This is a genomic window from Hymenobacter daeguensis (genome assembly GCF_054780555.1).
This window is the reverse complement of record NZ_BAAGWC010000014.1, coordinates 80,032-96,740: the sequence shown is the minus strand read 5'-3', so window position 1 is coordinate 96,740 and position 16,709 is coordinate 80,032. Positions and strand designations below refer to the sequence as shown.

Genomic DNA, 16,709 nt, shown 5'->3' with positions numbered 1-16,709 from the left:
TTCGACTACGGCTACGCCTTCGCTCAGCATGACGGGGGTTACTCATAGGTTTTCAGTCCGGATATTTCGCGGCCTTGGGCCATTTTCTTCAATAGGGGAATCAGCTCGGCCATCAGCTCCTTTTCTTTGGCGGCGCGGGTTTTCCAGCCCAGGCCCAGCGGGGCCAGCAGGTCGCCCAGGGCTTCGCTGTCGAAAATCATGCGGCGCAGGATGCCGGCTACGAAGGCCGTGAGGGCCTCCGGGGCCACGCCGTGCCGGGTGGCGATGGCGGCCTGGGCGGCGGCGGTTTGGGCGGCTTTGTAGGCGTCGAAGCCGGCGCGGATTTCGGCTTCGGTGAAGCCGCGGTCGGTGGGCAGGCCGGCGAAGTAGGCGGTCAGGTCGTCGGCCTCGTCCATGAGGTTGGCGCTGGAGCCCAGCAGGCCGATGATTTGCTCGCGGGTCATCTTCTGCTTTTTCGGCCCCGGCGCGGTGCTGGCGGCCATCAGGCCCAGGATGTAGTCGTAGTCGATGACGGCCGAGGCGAAGAGCACGAACTCAAAGTCGAGCTGGAGCTGCTCCCCGCCGGCATCGGGGCCGTCGGGGCCGGGGTGGCGGCCCTGCTGGTCGCGCAGGCGCTTGGCGGTTTCGAGGTACTGGCTGCGGAAGGCGCGCAGGTCGTCGGTGGGCAGCAGGGTTTCGAGCTGGGCTTTTTCGGGCTCGCCCAGGTCGGTGTACTGGTCGAGCTGGGTGCGCAGGCGCTGCACTTCCTTGAACTTCTCGATGAACTGGCCGCGGGCGGCGTCGCCCTTCAGGTTGGCTACTTCCTCGGGCCGGGCGGGCAGGTGCTGGCCTTGCAGGAAGGTTTCGAGCTGCTGCACGGCGGTTTCGTAGCGGGCCAGCACCACGGGGGCGGGGTCCACGAGCCAGATTTCCTTGGGGTCCTGCTTGTTTTCGAGGCCCGAGAACAGGGCAATGGCCGCATCCACGGCGGGCTGCTGCTGGCGGAAGTCGAGCACGTTGCCGTAGGGCTTGGTGTCGTTGAGCACGCGGTTGGTGCGCGAAAACGCCTGGATGAGGCCGTGGTGCTTGAGGTTCTTGTCGACGTACAGGGTGTTGAGGTACTTCGAGTCGAAGCCGGTGAGCAGCATGTCGACCACGATGGTGATGTCGATGCGCTGGGCGCGGGGGTAGTCGGTCACCGGCCACTTCTGGGCCTTGATGCGCTGCTGCACGTCCTGGTAGTACTGGTCGAACTCGGCGATGCTGTGGTTGGTGCGGTACTGCTGGTTGTAGTCGGCGATGATAGTTTTGAGGGCGGCCTTCTTGGTGTCGGGGTCTTCCTGGTTGTCCTGCTTTTCGTTGGGCAGGTCTTCCTGCATCTGGCGCACTTCGGCGCTCACATCGGCGGGCGGCGAGAATACGCAGGCTACGTTCAGGGGGCGGAAGTCGGGCTCATCCTTTTTGGTGTCCTGCATCTGCTTGAACAGCTCGTAGTAGGCAATGGCGTCGTTGATGCTCTGGGTGGCCAGCACGGCGTTGAAGCGGCGCTGGAGGGTGGCCCCGTCGTGCTTGGCCAGAATGGATTCGACCACCGCCTGCCGGGCCGGGGCGGTGCCGGGCTTGGGGCTGGCCGCGCCGTCGGGCTTGAAGTAGTCGACGTGAAAGCGCAGCACGTTCTTGTCCTCGATGGCGTGCGTGATGGTGTAGGGGTGCAGGCGCTTCTGGAAAATGTCCTCCGTGGTCTGGTACGACGCTTCCCGCCCGTCTACCTGCGTGTAGATGGCGTTGGCCTCGAAAATGGGCGTGCCGGTGAAGCCGAACAGCTGGGCCTTCGGGAAAAACTCCTTGATGGCCTTGTGGTTTTCGCCGAACTGGGAGCGGTGGCACTCGTCGAAGATGAGCACCACGCGCTTGTCGCGCAGCGGTTGCAGCTGGGTTTTGTAGTCCTTGGGGTGGCTGGGGTCGAGGGCGAGGCCGAGCTTCTGGATGGTGGTCACGATGACCTTGTCGGCGTAGTCCTGGGAGAGCAGGCGGCGCACCAGGGCCCCGGTGTTGGTGTTTTCCTCCACGCAGCCCTCCTGAAACTTGTTGAACTCCTCGCGGGTCTGGCGGTCGAGGTCCTTGCGGTCGACTACGAACAGGCACTTCTCGATGTCGGGGTTGTCCTTGAGCAGCGTGGAGGCCTTGAACGAGGTGAGCGTCTTGCCGCTGCCGGTGGTGTGCCAGATGTAGCCATTGCCCCGGTTCTGGTGGATGCAGTCGACGATGGCCTTCACGGCGTAAATCTGGTAGGGGCGCATCACCAGCAGCTTCTGCTCGCTTTCCACCAGCACCATGTAGCGGCTAATCATCTCGGCCAGCGTGCACTTGGCCAGGAATTTCTCGGCAAACTCGCCGAGCTGGGTGATTTTGCGGTTGTCTTCGGCCGCGTACTGGTACACGGGCAGGAACTGCTCGTCGGCCGAGAAGCTGAAGTGCTCGGGGCGGTTGTTGGCGAAGTAGTAGGTGCTGCTGCGGTTCGAGACGATGAACAGCTGCACGAAGCAGAGCAGGGTGTTGGTGTAGCCGTTGCCGGGGTCGGCCTTGTAGTTCACAATCTGCTGCATGGCCACGCGGGGCGACACTTGCAGGGTCTTCAGCTCAATCTGGACCAGCGGCAGGCCGTTGAGCAGCAGCAGCACGTCGTAGCGGTGGTGGCTGTTGGCGGTGTTGATGCGCAGCTGATTCACCACCTCAAAGTCGTTCTTGCACCAGTCCTTGAGGTTGACGAGCGTGTAGTGCAGCGGCGTGCCGTCCTCGCGGATGAAAGTGTTCTGCTGGCGCAGCGTTTTCGACGCCTGAAACACGTCGGGGTTCACGATTTCATCGCGCAGCCGGCTGAACTCCGCGTCGGAAAGCGTCACCCGGTTCAGCTCCTCGAACTTCTGGCGGAAGTTGGCTTCCAGCGCGGCCCGGTCGCGGATGTCGGGGCGGTTAGTGTACTTCAGGCGGGTAAGGTCGCCGATGAAGCCGTATTCAATTTGTTGCTCGTTGACCATGGTAGAAGATGGATTAACGGCGCAATATCGGCAGAAAGGCCCACCCGTTGGCGTGAGGTCTACCGGGTGCGCCATTGGGATGTAGCGCGAACTTTGTAGTTCGCGTCCCAGAACATTAATAATCAAACGGTGCGGGGACGCGGACTACAAAGTCCGCGCTACCAGCCCCAGCCCGGCCGCGTGGGCGGCGGCGGCAGCATAGTCGGCCGTTAGCAGCATGGGCACGCCTTCGCGGCCCAGCTCCTCGCTGATGGGCCCGACCAGCGCGGCGCGCTCGGGCACCTGCACGTCGCGAATGTAGATGGCGCGGATGCGGCCGGGGTGGCGGCGCACCACTTCGCGGTAGATGCGGGCATCCTCCTGGCCGCTGTCGCCGCAGAGCACGAAGGGCAGCTTGGGATAGGTGGTGAGGATGTCGTCGATTTCGTGAAGCTTGTGGGCGAAGTGAATGGCCGCCGAGCCGGTGACGCCGGGCGGGGGCGTGGTCTTGGGGCGGGCAATGCTGAGGTCGCGCAGCAGGAGCGGGCCGGTGGGAATGTTGTGCAGGCTCAGAAACTCGGCAAGCATGTCGTAGAGGTTCCAGGGGCTGCTGCTGACGTAGAAAAACGGGTTGTCGGGCCGGCCGGTGCGGCCGTGCTGCAGCCGGCGGTAGAACTCGGCCACGCCCGCAAACGGCTGTTTCGACTGGGCGTTGCTGAACAGCACGCGGCCCAGCATCCGGACGATGCTGGTGGCGCTGGTTTCGAACACGGTGTCGTCGAGGTCGGAGATAACGCCGAACTCGGCGCTGGCGGGCGGCACCAGCACGTTGGCCGCCGTGCTGATGGGCGCGGCCGGCAGCTGGAAGCCGCGCGGCAGCCGGGCCACGCGCACCGGCACCGGATACCAGAGGTAGGCCACGGGGGCGGGCAACTGGTGCGGCTCGATGATGAGGGTGAAATAGCCCTCGTCGTCGGTCGAAACCAGGTGCTGGCTGCCGTCGGGCAGCTCGGCCACGAGGTCGGCCCCGGCCACTTCGCGGCTGTTGAAGCGGCGCACCATGCTGCGGAAATTGCGCCAGCGCGAGTCGTCGGCGGTGGCGGGGCGCAGACCGGGGTCGGCCAGCAGGCGGCCCTTGATGTAAAACTTCCCGGCCGTGCCGTAGCTGCGGTACGCGTCAATCTGGAGGGGGCGCAGCCAGCCGCGCCGGGCCGCAAAACGGGTGTAGAGATGGTCGGTCCACTCGGTGAAATGGGACAGGGCATTGGGCAGCTTCATGGGGCAAACCTACGGCTGAGGGATGGCAATGGCTGATGGCGCGCGGGCCTGGCTGGCCTTCGGGCGCGCAAACCACGCAGTCCGGGCTGCGGAGCTACAGCCGCCCGCGGGCCTTTTGCGTAGAACCCCGACACCCGAATTCACGGGTCATTTCGCCCTTTCTATGCTCGCCACCGCTGCCCACCCCAAAACCCGTAAAAAGAAGCTGCAGCCTCAGGAAGAGGCGCATATCGTGTACAAAGACCCCGCCCGGCAGGCCGAAATGGCCGGCCTGCGCTATGCCACCGACCAGGGCGCGGGCATCTCGCGCAAGCCCACGCGGGCCGGCCATTTCGTGTACCACGACGCGAAGGGCCAGAAAATTGCCGACCCGAAAACGCTGGACCGCATTGCCAGCTTCGTGATTCCGCCGGCCTGGACGGAGGTCTGGATTTCGCCCTCGCCCAACACCCATTTGCAGGTGACGGGCCACGACAGCCTGGGCCGCAAGCAGTACCGCTACCACCCGGCCTGGGATGCCATGCGCAGCCTCACCAAGTTTTCGCGCCTGCGCACCTTCGGCGAAAAGCTGGTGCCCCTGCGCCAGCAGCTCAGCAAGGACCTGCGCCGCCCGACCCTCGACCGCGAGAAGGTGGTGGCCCTGGTGCTCACGCTCATGGACCAGTCGTTTATTCGCGTTGGCAGCAAGGAATACGCCCGGAAAAACGGCAAAACCAAGCCCAGCTACGGCCTGAGCACGTTGCAGGACAAGCACGTCGCCATCGAAGGGGCCGACGTCAACTTCAACTTCGTGGGCAAGAAAGGCGTGCCGCACGACGTGACCCTGCACGATGCCCGCCTGGCCCGGCTGGTGCGCAAGTGCAAGGAAATTCCCGGCCAGCACCTGTTCCAATACTACTCGGCCGATGGGCAGCGCCACGCCCTCGAATCGGGCGACGTGAACGAGTACCTGCACCGCCACACCGGCCTGCAGCTCTCGGCCAAAGACTTTCGCACCTGGGGCGGCACCGTGAAAATGGTGGAGTGCCTGGAAGCCGTGCTCCGGGAAGAGCCCGATTTGGCCCCCGAGAAAGTGGTGAAAAAGGCCGTGAAGGAAGTCGCCTCCGGCCTGGGCAACACGCCCACGGTGTGCTCGAAATACTACATTCACCCGCAGGTGGTGGAGCTGTTCAAATCGGGCCGGCTCATTGAGTTTCTTCGCAAGCACGATGCCGAAACGAAGGCCGGCGACGTGCTGAGCCCCACCGAGCGGCTGGTGCTGAAGATGCTGGAAGCCGCCTGAGCAGCGGTGGCACGGCCACGCTGCGCGCCGGCGCGGCGTGGCCGTGCGCCGGCGCCGCAGAAAGGCGGCTACTCCTCCGGCGGCTTGTCGTAGGCCCGGGCAGCCGGGGCGCTTCCCTGCCTGAACCGGACGCCGCCGGGGCGCTTCGCGGCTTGCAGCTCGTCGTCGCCCGCGCCGCCGAAAACCGCGATGCTGGGCTTGCGACCGGGCCGGGAGCCGAGCTCCTGCACGGTGAAAACATCGTTGCCGCCCAGGCCTTCGATTTGGATGCGCCGGGTTTCGGTGGGAAGAAACGCCCGCCGGTATAGCAGCTCGGCGGTAGCCGCTGCCTGCACCGTTACCACCGTCGAGTCGGCGTAGCGGAGGATGGTGAAGTGCTCGGGCTGGGCCGTGCCGCCAATGCGCGGCTGCCGGGCCAGCTGCTGGTAAAACGCATCGGCCAGCGCGGGCAGGTTATCGCGCCGGGCCCGCAGCGCCGCTATGGTGCGCGGGCCTTCCAGCGCGAAGGCGGCGGCCGGCAGCCGCTGCACCGCCCGCGCAATGAGCGAATCGGGCAGCTGCTGCTGCATGGCCCTTGCCGTGGTCCGAAACTGGTTTCGGCTGAGCGCGTTGAGGGCCCGCTGGTCGAGGTAGTGGCCGGAGCTCATCAGGCCGGTCAGGTTCTTGTAGCGCGGCCCAAACGTGACCCAGTGGCGCAGCGCCAGGCGGCTCACCAGCCAGCCCAGCCCGCCATCGTCGAGGCGGTAGAACACCATGTCACGGTCTTTGGGCAGGGGCCGGAGCGTGGCGCGGCCGCCGGGGGTGGGGCGCAGCAGGGCCCAGCTCCACTGGCCGGGGTGGCGGTCCCAGTCGCCCAGCCAGCCATCGAGCAGGCGGGCGCGCAGCAGGGCAGCCTGGTCGATGCAGGTAGAGCTGGTGAATACCGCGTTGAAGGCCTTGGTGCTGTTGATGACGGCCGTAGGGGCCGGCAGGGCCGCCGGCAACGGGGCCGCCTTCTCTTCCAGAAAAGCCAGTTGCCCCCGAAAGTGCCGGAGCGAATCGGTCTGAAAAGCCGGGTCGTCGGCCCGCACGTAGTACAGGCGCGGGTTGGCGTGGGGCACGCCCACGGCCCCGGCCAGCACGGGCACCGTAAGGCTGGCGTAGGGGTTGGTGGCGGAGATGTTGTCGCGCAGGGCATTTACCAGAAACGTGCCCCGCAGCCACTGCGGCGTGGCCCGGATAGGGTCTTTATCGACGGTACGCACCACGAAGCTGCGGCCGTCGCTGGCCGCCAGGTTCAGGCTGGTGCTGTTGAAGCCGCCGCCCACTTTGCCCGGCCGCAGGCCCCCGGGCCGGATGCCGGGCAGGTGCAGCACCGGCGCGGCAACCGGGGCCGCCCAGGTGGGGCGGTGGTGCCGGCCCACCAGGGCCATGTAGAGGCCGCCGTGCCGGGCATACTGGCGGCCGGCGGTGGCGTTGTGCACGCTGTCGGCCAGGGCGGGCAGGGGCCGGGCGGCATCGGGCCGGGCATCGGGTTGGAAAAACTGCCGCCTCACGCAGCTTGTGCTCAGCAGCAGGGTGGCCAGGGTGCCCGCAATCGGGAAAAAAAGGCGCAGGCGGGACGGGGTCAAAAGCGGAACGGAATAAGGCCGGGGTTTGAACGGCCACGGACGGAAAAAAGCTGAAGGCTGGCGGGAAATCCGAAATTAATTACTTGTGCTCTTTCGGCGTGTGGCGACGGCGCGAAAGGTAGGGCTCCTGCTGCCGGCTGGCGGCCGAAAGCTTCGAGGCTTCCTGGGCATAGAGCTTTATGCGGCGGGCGCTGCCCTGGCGCAGCAGCTGGTTGCTGCCCTCGCCGCCGTAGAGGCGCAGGCGGATGGCCCGGCCGGAGCCGGTGGTGCTCACCTCAAAAACGTCGTCGCCGCCCAGCCCATCCAGGGTAATGGTGTGGGTTTCGGCGCTGAAATAGGTGCGCTGAAAACGCAGCGAGTCGTTGGCGGTGGGCGCGTGCCGGGCCGAGGAATACACGCGCACGGTGGTGGAATCGGGGTAGCGACGCACCACGAAGCGCTCGGCCAGGGCCGTGCCGCCCAGGTTGGGCGCGTGGGCCAGGGTGCGGTAGTAGGCCTCGGCGGCCTGGGGCAGCAGCTGGCGGCGGGCCTTGAGGTAGTTGCCGAGGCGCACGCCTTCGAGGGCAAACACGGCGGGCGGCAGGCGCCGCATGGCCCGCTCAATAACGGAATCGGGGAGGCGGCGCTGCAGGTCGGCGGCCATGCGCTGGAAGTCGGCCCGGGTGAGCTGCGAAAGGCCGCGCTGGTCGATGAACTCGGCCTGAAAGACCAGGCCCGGCACATACCCGTAGTGCTCCCGAAAGGTATGAAACTGCGGCGCAATGAACCGCCGCGAGGCCAGCCAGGGTACCAGCCCGTCATCGAACCGAAAATAAACCTGGTCCCGGTCTTTGGGAATGGGCTGGAAGCGCACCCGCCCGTTTTGCTCCGGAAACGTGGCCCAGTCCCACTGCCGCTCGTGCCGGTCCCAGTCGCCGAGCCACACATCGAGCAGGCGGGCCCGCAGAAAAGCCGGCTGGTCGAGGTAATACGCCGGATGGAAATACAGCTTCTTCAGCACCGTTTCGCCGCCCACGAAATTGGTGGTGCCCGCCAGGTCCGGCGTGGCCGAAGCCACTTCCTCGTACTTCTCTTCCAGCAGCGCCACCTTGCCCCGAAACCGCTCCGACGTGGGCCCCAGGGCCGTTTCATCGGGCCGGATGTACACCAGGCGCGGGCGGGTGTGGGGCACGCCGGCGGCCCGCGCCAGCGGCGGCACCGTGAGGGCCCCGTAGGGCATGGCAGCCGAGGTGGCATCGCGCACGGCATTCAGCAAAAACGTGGGCCGCAGCACTTTGGGCAGCGTTTTGGTGGGGTCTTTGTCGAGGGCGCGGAGGGCGTATTCACGCTCCTGGCGGCCTTCCAGCGTCATGCTGATGCTTTGAAAGCCGCCGCCGGGCTTGCCGGGCTTCAGGCCCCCGGGCGCGGCCGTGGCCAGGTGCAGTACCGGCACGCTAACGGGCGCGGCCCACACCGGCCGGTAGTGCCGGCCCCAAAACCAATAATAAACCCGGGAGTGTTGGCTGTACTGGCGGCCGGCCGTGGCCAGCACCGAATCGGCGGCGAGGGGCAGCGCGGCGGTGCTGCCCGGGCCGACGCGGGCATCGGCCTGGAAAAAGTGGCGACGGGAGCAGCCGGCAGCGGCCAGCCCCACGCCCAGTAGCACCGGCAGGCAGCGGCGGAGGCGGGGCAGAAAAGCGGAAAGTGGAGGCATCCGGAAAAAAGCAGGCGGGAATGGGCCTTTAACGCAGCCGGGCGGCAAAGGTGGGCATTCGGCGCCAGGAAGCGCCCGCGAGCACAACCGTGAGCGCCGCGTTGCGGTATATGCCAGTCAGAACGTGCGGGCCGGTGGCCTGCTCAGCGGCGCACCGGCCCTGGATAACCTGTCTTTTATGTCCGGCTTTCGCCTTTCGATGCTTATTGCCTGTGGTGGGTTGGGAGTGGCGGCGGCCCTGGCGCTGGCCTGCGGCGCGGGCCCCGATGCCGCCCACAACCCGCCGCCCCACTGGTCCGCCGACTCGGCCACGGTGCGCGTGGCGGCCGGCCCGCAATATGCCCGGGGGGCCGTGTGGCGGTTTTTCTGGGGGCGGCACTACCGCACCATCTGGGCCACGCCGGTGACGGTGCCGGTGGTGCGCCTGGCCACCGTGGTGCCCGATACGCTCACGCCCCTGCGGGCCGGTGGCAGCTACCAAACCCATTCGCTCCGCCTGTGCGCCGCCAACGGCCGCGAGTTTGTGCTGCGCTCCGTGGACAAAGATGCCAGCGCCGCCCTGCCGGCCGGCTGGGTGCACCGCCTGTTGGGTGGCCTCATGAAGGACCAAACCAGCGTGGGGCAGCCCTACGGGGCCTACGTGGCTGCTTATCTGGCCGAGGCTGCGGGCGTGTACCACACCAACCCCAGCCTGGTGTACCTGCCCAACGACCCCGGCCTGCGGAGGTTCCGGGCCGACTACGCCAATGCGCTCTACCTGCTGGAAGAGCGGCCCGACGGCAACCAGCAGGGCGCCGCCAATTTCGGTCATTCGCCGGCCGTGGTCAATTCACGCCACATGCTCACGGCCATCCGGCGGCAGCCCACGGCCCGGGTCGAGCCCCGAGCCTACCTGCGCGCCCGCCTGCTCGATATGTGGCTCGGCGACTGGAGCCGCCGGCCCGACCAGTGGCGCTGGGCCAGCTTTCCGGCGGCGGGCCGCCTGCGCTACCGGCCCATTCCGCGCGACCGCGACCAGGCATTTTTTTTGTTCGATGATGGCCTGATTACCCGCGTTATTGCGTGGTTCGTGCCCAAATACCACAGCTTTCACGCCACCATTCCGCTGGGCACCGTCGATGGCCTCACCACCACCGCCCGCGCCCTCGACCGCACCCTGCTGGGCAGCCTGCGCGCCGAGGACTTCCGCCAGGAAGCCGACTCGCTGGGCCGCCGCCTGACCGATGCCGTCATTGCCGAAGCTCTCACGCGGGGGCCGGCCGAAACCCGGGCGACCATTGCCGCCCGCTTTGGCCCCCTGCTGCGGGCCCGGCGCGCGCAGCTGCCCGCCGTGGCCCAACGGTATTTTGAGGTGCTCAGCCGGGAGTGCTGGGTGGTGGGCACCGATATGCCGGAGCGCTTTGTCATCGGCGAAGCCGGACCGGGGCGCCTGCGGGTGCAGCAGCTGGTTATGCGGCCGGGCCGGGCCGATAGCCTGGTGTTCAGCCGGGTGTATGACCGGCAGGCCACCGGGCAGCTGAACGTTTACGGCCTGGGCGGCGACGACATAGTTGAGCTGCGCTCGGCCATCAATCCCGGCTTTCCGGTGCAGGTGTACGACGGAGCCGGCCACGACCAGGTGCTGCGGCCCGCCGTTGCGCGGGCCGATTTGTCGGCCTTCACCTGGTATAGCCGCCCAGACGGCGATGCCACCCGCCACCCGGCCGGCCTCACCATCGAGCCCGACCCGCACCCCGAGCTGACCACCGATGCCCACGCCTGGCTGAAACGCTACAACCTGCGCGACTAGCCCAGGCCGGGCAGCCCCGCCAGGGGCGCCACGCCATCCAGCGTGCCCGCGCTGCCCAGCACCCGAAACCGGGCAAACAGCTCCTCGGTGTACCAGCTTTCGCGCCGCGTGAGCTGAATGACTTCGCGGTGGCGGGCATCCTTATATGCATACTCCTGCATGGCCCGGGCCGACTCCCACACGCTGAACGTGGCCTGGCGCACCAGCGGCAGCTCGCCCAGCCCGATGGCTGCCCGCACGCCCACGGCGTGGGCCAGCGCCGCGCTGGTGGGCTCCACAAACTGCCAGAAGCGCGGCACCTTGCGCCAGCGGATGCTGGCGCGGGTGAGCACGGCCACGGGGCCGGTGTCGGGAATGAGCAGGTCCGGAGCGGCTTCGAAAGGAGCCTGCCCATCCCACAGGCCGTGGGCTTTCAGGGGGGCCAGGTGAAGCGTCCAGCTTTCCGCGCTGCGCTGGCGGTACCCGGCCCAAAGCGGATGCCGGCCGAAAAAAGCCTCGGCCGGGGCGGCATCGTCCCACACGGCCAGCAGGCCGTAGCGGTCCAGGTTGGGCCAGCTGCCGAAGCCGTTGCTGGCCCCGCTGCCCAGCAGCTTAAAAAAACGCAGGCCCGGCACCCGCCTGAGCGTGGCGGGCGAGGTGCCCATCTGGGCCAGACCCCAGCGCCGGTGGCCGGGCCTGAGCGTGAAAACGGTGAGCGTGGTGAGCGGCATGGGCAGGTTTGAGACAACAAAAAAAGGCCGGAATTGCTTCCGGCCTTCAATTTTTCAGCTTAAGACAAGTTATTTGACCTGCACCTGGGCGTGCTGGTTCACGTCGTCGTCTTTGGTGCGCTCGCCGGTGACCACGGCGCGCACGTAGGCGTAGGCCTGCACGAAAAGGCTGCTGGGCGAGTCCCAGTATTCGGCCTTCTCAATCTCCACTTTCAGGATGGTGATGCTGGGGTCTTCCTTGCCTTTGGGAAACCAGCCGCGCATGGGCTCGCTCCACAGCTCGGCAATTTTGGCTTCGTCGCGGTAGGCATTGGCGCGGCCCGACACGGAGGCGTACACGTTGCTGCCGGGGTCGGAGTAGCTCAGGTTCACCTGGCTGTCTTTCTGAATCTCATACACTTTGGCCGATTCCGCATCGGTGAGGAAGTACAGGGCCTTGTCTTCGCCGGGCTTGATGGTGGCCATGGGGCGGCTGTGCAGGCTGCCGTGCTCGTCGGTGGTGGTGAGCATGGCCATGCGTACTTCTTTGATTTTATCGAACAGCTGGGTCAGGTCGTGGGTTACGGGCGACTTCTCGGACATGGGAAAGAGGGTTGGGGAGGTGAAAGAATTTGCCGCCACCAAAACATGCCGGTGGCCTGTGGGCTTACGGTAGGCAGCCGGCCGGGGTTGAACTAATTGCCCCGGCCGGCCCGTACCTTGCCCGCAGTCATGAATTTTCTGGCCCACCTTTTCCTCTCCGGCTCGCCCGCCTCGCCGGTTTACGCCAACATCCTGCTGGGCCAGTTCATCGCCGACTCGGTGCCCGGCCGCCAGCTCGAAAACTACCCACCCGCCGTGCAAACCGGCATTCGCCTGCACCGCGCCATCGATGCCTTCACCGACCAGCACCCCGTGGTGCGGCGCAGCACCCGGCGCCTGCGCGCGGCCGGCTACGGCAAGTACGCCGGCGTGATTTCAGACATGTTTCTCGACCATTTTCTGGCCCGGAATTTTACCGAATTCTCTACTGAGCAGCTGCCCGATTTTACCCGGCGCATGTACGCGCTGCTCGCCACCCGCGAGGCCGAGATGCCGCCCCGCGTGCAGCAGATGTTCCAGCACATGGCGCAGCACAACTGGCTGCTGGGCTATGCCGAAATCGAAGGCATCCGCCGCGCCCTCACCGGCCTGAGCCGCCGGGCTTCGGCCGGCTCGGGAATGGAAACGGCGGCCGGGGAGCTGCAGAATAATTACGCGGCGTATGAGGCAGATTTTCGGGAATACTTCCCGGAGCTACAGGCAATGGCCGCCGGCTTTTTAGCGTGAGCCGACCCATGCCAGCAGGCCGCCCCGCCAGTGATACCGCCCGGGCCGGGCAAAAGGAACCCCGCCGGCCTGGGCCAGGTCCTGCGCGTCGCAGGCGCACGGAGCGGTGGAGCGGCTGCGCTCGCAAGTAGTCCGGACGGGGCCGATACGGAGAAACCCGTAGCCAGCCGTCACTTGTTGCGTCTGCCCAAAGCTGTACAGCTCGCCGTTTTCCCAGGCATGATGGTAGTCGGAGCATTCGAGGCGAACCGCCAGCAGCGAATCAAGCGTTGGGCCGGGGCGCAAAACGTACAGCGTTTGAACAGTCCCATAATCCGGGCTGCCCAGGCGCTTGTATTCGATGGTGAGCAGCAGCTCCGGCTCCCCCTGCCCGTCCACGTTGGCCGTGTCCAGCTGCACGGTGCGGCCGTGCACCTGCGGAATGCTCACCCAGGCGCTGTCGGGATACGGCTTATAAAAGACGGCGGCGTAGCCTTCGTCGTCGTGGGCAAAAACGTACTTCCCAAAAACAAGCGCAGTGTCGCGATAGAACGAGAAATCCTCGTCCGCTGCCGCCGCTGTGCTCGGTTTACTCCGGAGGGGTTGAAAACCGGGGGCGGCCGATGACGAGGCCGGTGGTTTGCCCGCTTTGCCTGGGTGCTCGGCCGCATGGTTGCAGCTGCACAGCAATCCTCCCGCGAGCAGCGTGAAAAGCCTGAGGGCAGACATCGATTTCGACCTGGTACAAAAAAAGTGTTCCTGCAAATAACCAGCGGCTTTGCAGGAACACCATGATTTGGAAGGGCTGACGCGGCTTAGTGGTGGTGGCCGCCTTCGCCGTGCACGTGGCCGTGGGCCAGCTCCTCGGCGGTGGCGTCGCGCACGTCCTGAATCTTGCCGTGGAAGTGCATCACCATGCCGGCCAGCGGGTGGTTGAAGTCCATCTGCACGGCCGTGTCGCCGATGCTGATGACCTTGGCCTGCATGTGGTTGCCCTCGTTGTCGGCCATGGGCAGGAAGTTGCCGGGCTGCAGCATCTCATCGTCGAGCTTGCCGTCGATGAGAAACACCTCCTTGGGGATTTCGACCAGCGCCTGCTCGTCGTAGTCGCCGTAGGCCTGCTCGGGGGTGAGGCTGAACTGGAACTCGTCGCCGGGGTTTTTGCCGTTGAGCTGGGCTTCAAATTCTTCGGGCAGGCCGCTGTGGCCGAAGAGAAACACCATGGGCGAGTCGGCTTCGGCCGATTCGACCAGCACTTTTTCCTGGTTTTCGTCGGTCACGCTGAGGTCGTAGGTGATGGTGACGACTTTCTTGTCGCTGATTGCAGCCATGGGAAATGAGTTGGGCCGGCAGTGCGGCCGTGGGAATTGGGTGGTAAGAAAATTTTCAGGCAAGATAGGTACGCAAATCCCGGAGAAAGGGCGAGGCGCGCGTCAGCATATTGTGTAAGGGCGGCCCGTGGGGCCGTAACCTCGTCGTTGCGGCTGCGTTAGGTGGGGGGCAGGCTGCCTTTGGCCTGTTCAGCAAACCCTTTTTCGGCTTGCACGATGCGCAACTCCCTGATGTTCCTGCTCGGCGGCCTGCTGCTGGCCGCCTGCCAGGCCGACCCGCCCAAAACCCAGGACGAGGCCGTGAAGAAAGAGGCCGTGGTGCAGGCCGATACCACCAACAGGCTGGTCACTCCAACCGATTCGGCCGGCACCACCGCCCCGTAGCGGCGGCGTTGGCCCGGCGAATCGGTTGGGGCCACCCAAATAAGCTCCTGCGTAGCACCAGCACTATTTTTTATGCAGAATAATCAGCAAAATACCCGGCCAAAGCCGGGTGTTTTTCGTTAGGGAAGCGGGCCCGCCTGCGGGCTCCCAACCAACCTTAACCAATCTCCTTCATTCGTCATGGCCAAGAGTCCCCCCAAGTTCGATACGCCCAATTCACCCCAGCCGGCCGACCTGAGCGGCGGCGCGCACATCACCACCTCGTCGGGCCGCCCGCTCGACGACGTGCAGAACTCCTTGACGGCCGGCCCCCGCGGCCCGGTGCTGCAGGAAGACTACAGCGCGTTTGAGCGCCTGGCCCATTTCAACCGCGAGCGGGTGCCCGAGCGCGTGGTGCACGCCAAGGGCGTGGGCGCGCAGGGCAAGTTCACGGTCACGCACGACATCACGCAGTACACCCGCGCCAAGCTGTTCAGCAAGGTGGGCAACGAGTGCGAGGTGCTGGCCCGCTTCAGCACGGTGGCCGGCGAGCGGGGCTCGGCCGATACGGCCCGCGACCCGCGCGGCTTCTCGCTGAAATTCTACACCGAAGGCGGCAACTGGGACATGGTGGGCAACAACACGCCCGTGTTCTTCATCAAGGACGGCCAGAAGTTTCCCGACTTCATTCACAGCCAGAAGCGCGACCCCTACACCAACCTGCGCAGCAAAACCGTGATGTGGGACTTCTGGAGCCTGATGCCCGAAAGCCTGCACCAGGTGCTCATTCTGATGAGCGACCGGGGCACGCCCTACGGCATCCGCCACATGCACGGCTACTCGTCGCACACGTTCTCGCTGATTAACAAGGACAACGTGCGCACGTTCGTGAAATACCACTTCATCACGCAGCAGGGCATTAAGAACTTCACGGATGCCGAAGCCACCGAGATGGGCGGCCTCGACCCCGATTTTGCCCAGCACGACCTCGTGGATGCCATTACGCAGGGCAATTTCCCGCAGTGGAAGCTGTTCATCCAGACCATGCCGGAGGCCGACGCGCCCACTTACAAGTGGAACCCCTTCGACCTGACCAAGGTGTGGCCCCACGCCGACTACCCGCTGCAGGAAGTGGGCGTGCTGGAGCTGAACAAGATTCCGGTGAACTACCACGCCTTTGTGGAGCAGGCTGCCTACACGCCCGCCAACATCGTGGACGGCATGGGCTTCTCGCCCGATAAGATGCTGCAAACCCGCATCCTGAGCTACCCCGATGCCCACCGCTACCGCATCGGCGTGAACTACGACCAGCTGCCGGCCAACCGCAACCCCTTCGCCACCAACAACTACCAGCGCGATGGCCACATGGCCTTCGGCAACAACGGCGGCCCGGGCGTGAACTACTACCCCAACTCCTTCGGCGGCCCCACCGAAGACAAGAGCGTGAGCGACCATGCTTACCCCGTGGAGGCCACCTTCGTGAAGCGCTACGACCGCAACGCCCCCGGCGACGACGACCACTACACCCAGCCTGGCAACCTTTTCCGCCTGATGGATGCCAAGGCCCAGGAAGACACGATTAAGAACATTGTGGGCCACATGGACGGCATCGAAGGCCCCAAGCGCGAAGAAATCATTGCCCGTCAGGTGGCCCTGTGGCGCAAAGTAGATGCGAAGCTGGGCGCCGGCGTAGCCGCCGGCCTCGGCGTGAGCGACAACGGTGCCGCCGCCGGCAGCAACGGCAAAGGCAGCCATTACGCCCCGCCGCCCGCCGCCGACAAGGTGCCGCACGGCGCGCACTAAACCCGTTTAGTTTTCAATAAAAAGACTCGCCGAACTAGTTTGGCGAGTCTTTTTGCTTTTTAGTGAATGCAGCCCACCCATACTTGGGTTCGCTTCACATACGCATCGGCGTACCAGTGGCGGGCTGCCGTACCGGCAGTTCGCACCACGGCTGAGCCGGAGCCTCCAACCGCCGCAACTACCAGGTAATAGCCTTTGGCAAAGCCATTGTAGCCGGTCGAATATTCAATCGAAACGTAGGCCGAATCTTCGATTTCGCGTCCCCGCGCCACGTAAGCCGGGTATTCAAAGCCGTTGTCAGCGCAAGTGGCCTTGCTCATCGTGAGGCCGGAATGGGCATTGGGCCGGTAGCCTTCCAAGTTGAGCGGGATATGCAGGCGGGAAGCAGCCTGGCGGGCAGTTGTCAGCGCAGTCTGGTAATCTTTTGTGCTTTGCAGAATCACCACATCCTTCGTTACCCAAGGCTCCTGCTGCACGCCCATTTTTTGACTGGTAACGAGGATGGTTAAACAGATAAGTGATAACTGGCCATTCATTTCATAAGGAAGGTAACAGCGTGTCGTAATG

14 protein-coding genes are annotated in these 16,709 nt (G+C 65.5%); 5 read left to right on the top strand and 9 right to left on the bottom strand.

The window, feature by feature from the left end:
- Window positions 1-38: 38 nt before the first annotated feature.
- Both ACYVHT_RS15635 and ACYVHT_RS15630 read right to left on the bottom strand, forming a co-directional pair.
- On the bottom strand, window positions 39-3,017 hold the full coding sequence (locus ACYVHT_RS15635; protein WP_460553721.1) for a type I restriction endonuclease subunit R: 2,979 nt from the start codon (window positions 3,015-3,017) through the stop codon (window positions 39-41).
- 144 nt (window positions 3,018-3,161) lie between these two features.
- A complete protein-coding gene (locus tag ACYVHT_RS15630; protein WP_460553718.1) occupies window positions 3,162-4,274 on the bottom strand; it encodes an App1 family protein in 1,113 nt (370 codons plus the stop codon).
- A 163-nt stretch (window positions 4,275-4,437) separates the two neighbouring features.
- On the opposite strand from ACYVHT_RS15630, the gene ACYVHT_RS15625 reads away from it, so the two are divergent.
- Window positions 4,438-5,556: a DNA topoisomerase IB gene (locus ACYVHT_RS15625; protein WP_460553715.1), complete on the top strand. Its 1,119-nt coding sequence runs from the start codon at window positions 4,438-4,440 to the stop codon at window positions 5,554-5,556.
- Between the two features lie 68 nt (window positions 5,557-5,624).
- Here ACYVHT_RS15625 and ACYVHT_RS15620 read toward each other — a convergent pair whose 3' ends face one another.
- Window positions 5,625-7,166, bottom strand: a complete 1,542-nt coding sequence (locus ACYVHT_RS15620; protein WP_460553712.1) for a hypothetical protein — start codon at window positions 7,164-7,166, stop codon at window positions 5,625-5,627.
- A gap of 79 nt (window positions 7,167-7,245) precedes the next feature.
- Complete coding sequence (locus tag ACYVHT_RS15615; protein WP_460553709.1) at window positions 7,246-8,859, bottom strand: hypothetical protein; 1,614 nt, start codon at window positions 8,857-8,859, stop codon at window positions 7,246-7,248.
- Window positions 8,860-9,037: 178 nt separating this feature from the next.
- Here ACYVHT_RS15615 and ACYVHT_RS15610 point away from each other — a divergent pair, with 178 nt between their 5' ends.
- Window positions 9,038-10,648: a hypothetical protein gene (locus ACYVHT_RS15610; RefSeq protein ID WP_460553706.1), complete on the top strand. Its 1,611-nt coding sequence runs from the start codon at window positions 9,038-9,040 to the stop codon at window positions 10,646-10,648.
- Here the strand turns inward: ACYVHT_RS15610 and ACYVHT_RS15605 are convergent.
- Both ACYVHT_RS15605 and ACYVHT_RS15600 read right to left on the bottom strand, forming a co-directional pair.
- A complete protein-coding gene (locus ACYVHT_RS15605) occupies window positions 10,645-11,358 on the bottom strand; it encodes a spheroidene monooxygenase (RefSeq protein ID WP_460553703.1) in 714 nt (237 codons plus the stop codon). The two genes, ACYVHT_RS15610 and ACYVHT_RS15605, sit on opposite strands and share 4 nt — an antisense overlap.
- A 69-nt stretch (window positions 11,359-11,427) precedes the next feature.
- On the bottom strand, window positions 11,428-11,940 hold the full coding sequence (locus ACYVHT_RS15600) for a pyridoxamine 5'-phosphate oxidase family protein (RefSeq protein WP_460553700.1): 513 nt from the start codon (window positions 11,938-11,940) through the stop codon (window positions 11,428-11,430).
- Window positions 11,941-12,069: 129 nt separating this feature from the next.
- Between ACYVHT_RS15600 and ACYVHT_RS15595 the strand changes: the two genes are divergently transcribed.
- Window positions 12,070-12,666, top strand: a complete 597-nt coding sequence (locus ACYVHT_RS15595) for an acyl carrier protein phosphodiesterase (protein ID WP_460553698.1) — start codon at window positions 12,070-12,072, stop codon at window positions 12,664-12,666.
- Here ACYVHT_RS15595 and ACYVHT_RS15590 read toward each other — a convergent pair.
- Window positions 12,658-13,374: a hypothetical protein gene (locus tag ACYVHT_RS15590; protein WP_460553695.1), complete on the bottom strand. Its 717-nt coding sequence runs from the start codon at window positions 13,372-13,374 to the stop codon at window positions 12,658-12,660. The two genes, ACYVHT_RS15595 and ACYVHT_RS15590, sit on opposite strands and share 9 nt — an antisense overlap.
- Before the next feature lie 86 nt (window positions 13,375-13,460).
- Window positions 13,461-13,976 (bottom strand): FKBP-type peptidyl-prolyl cis-trans isomerase, encoded by a 516-nt coding sequence (locus ACYVHT_RS15585; RefSeq protein WP_460553693.1) that lies wholly within the window; start codon window positions 13,974-13,976, stop codon window positions 13,461-13,463.
- A gap of 216 nt (window positions 13,977-14,192) precedes the next feature.
- On the opposite strand from ACYVHT_RS15585, the gene ACYVHT_RS15580 reads away from it, so the two are divergent.
- A complete protein-coding gene (locus ACYVHT_RS15580) occupies window positions 14,193-14,360 on the top strand; it encodes a hypothetical protein (protein ID WP_460553689.1) in 168 nt (55 codons plus the stop codon).
- 180 nt (window positions 14,361-14,540) lie between these two features.
- The gene (locus ACYVHT_RS15575; RefSeq protein ID WP_460553686.1) at window positions 14,541-16,142 is read left to right on the top strand and encodes a catalase; all 1,602 of its coding nucleotides are present in this window, start codon (window positions 14,541-14,543) and stop codon (window positions 16,140-16,142) included.
- Between the two features lie 59 nt (window positions 16,143-16,201).
- Here ACYVHT_RS15575 and ACYVHT_RS15570 read toward each other — a convergent pair whose 3' ends face one another.
- A complete protein-coding gene (locus ACYVHT_RS15570; protein ID WP_460553683.1) occupies window positions 16,202-16,678 on the bottom strand; it encodes a hypothetical protein in 477 nt (158 codons plus the stop codon).
- Between the last annotated feature and the right edge of the window lie 31 nt (window positions 16,679-16,709).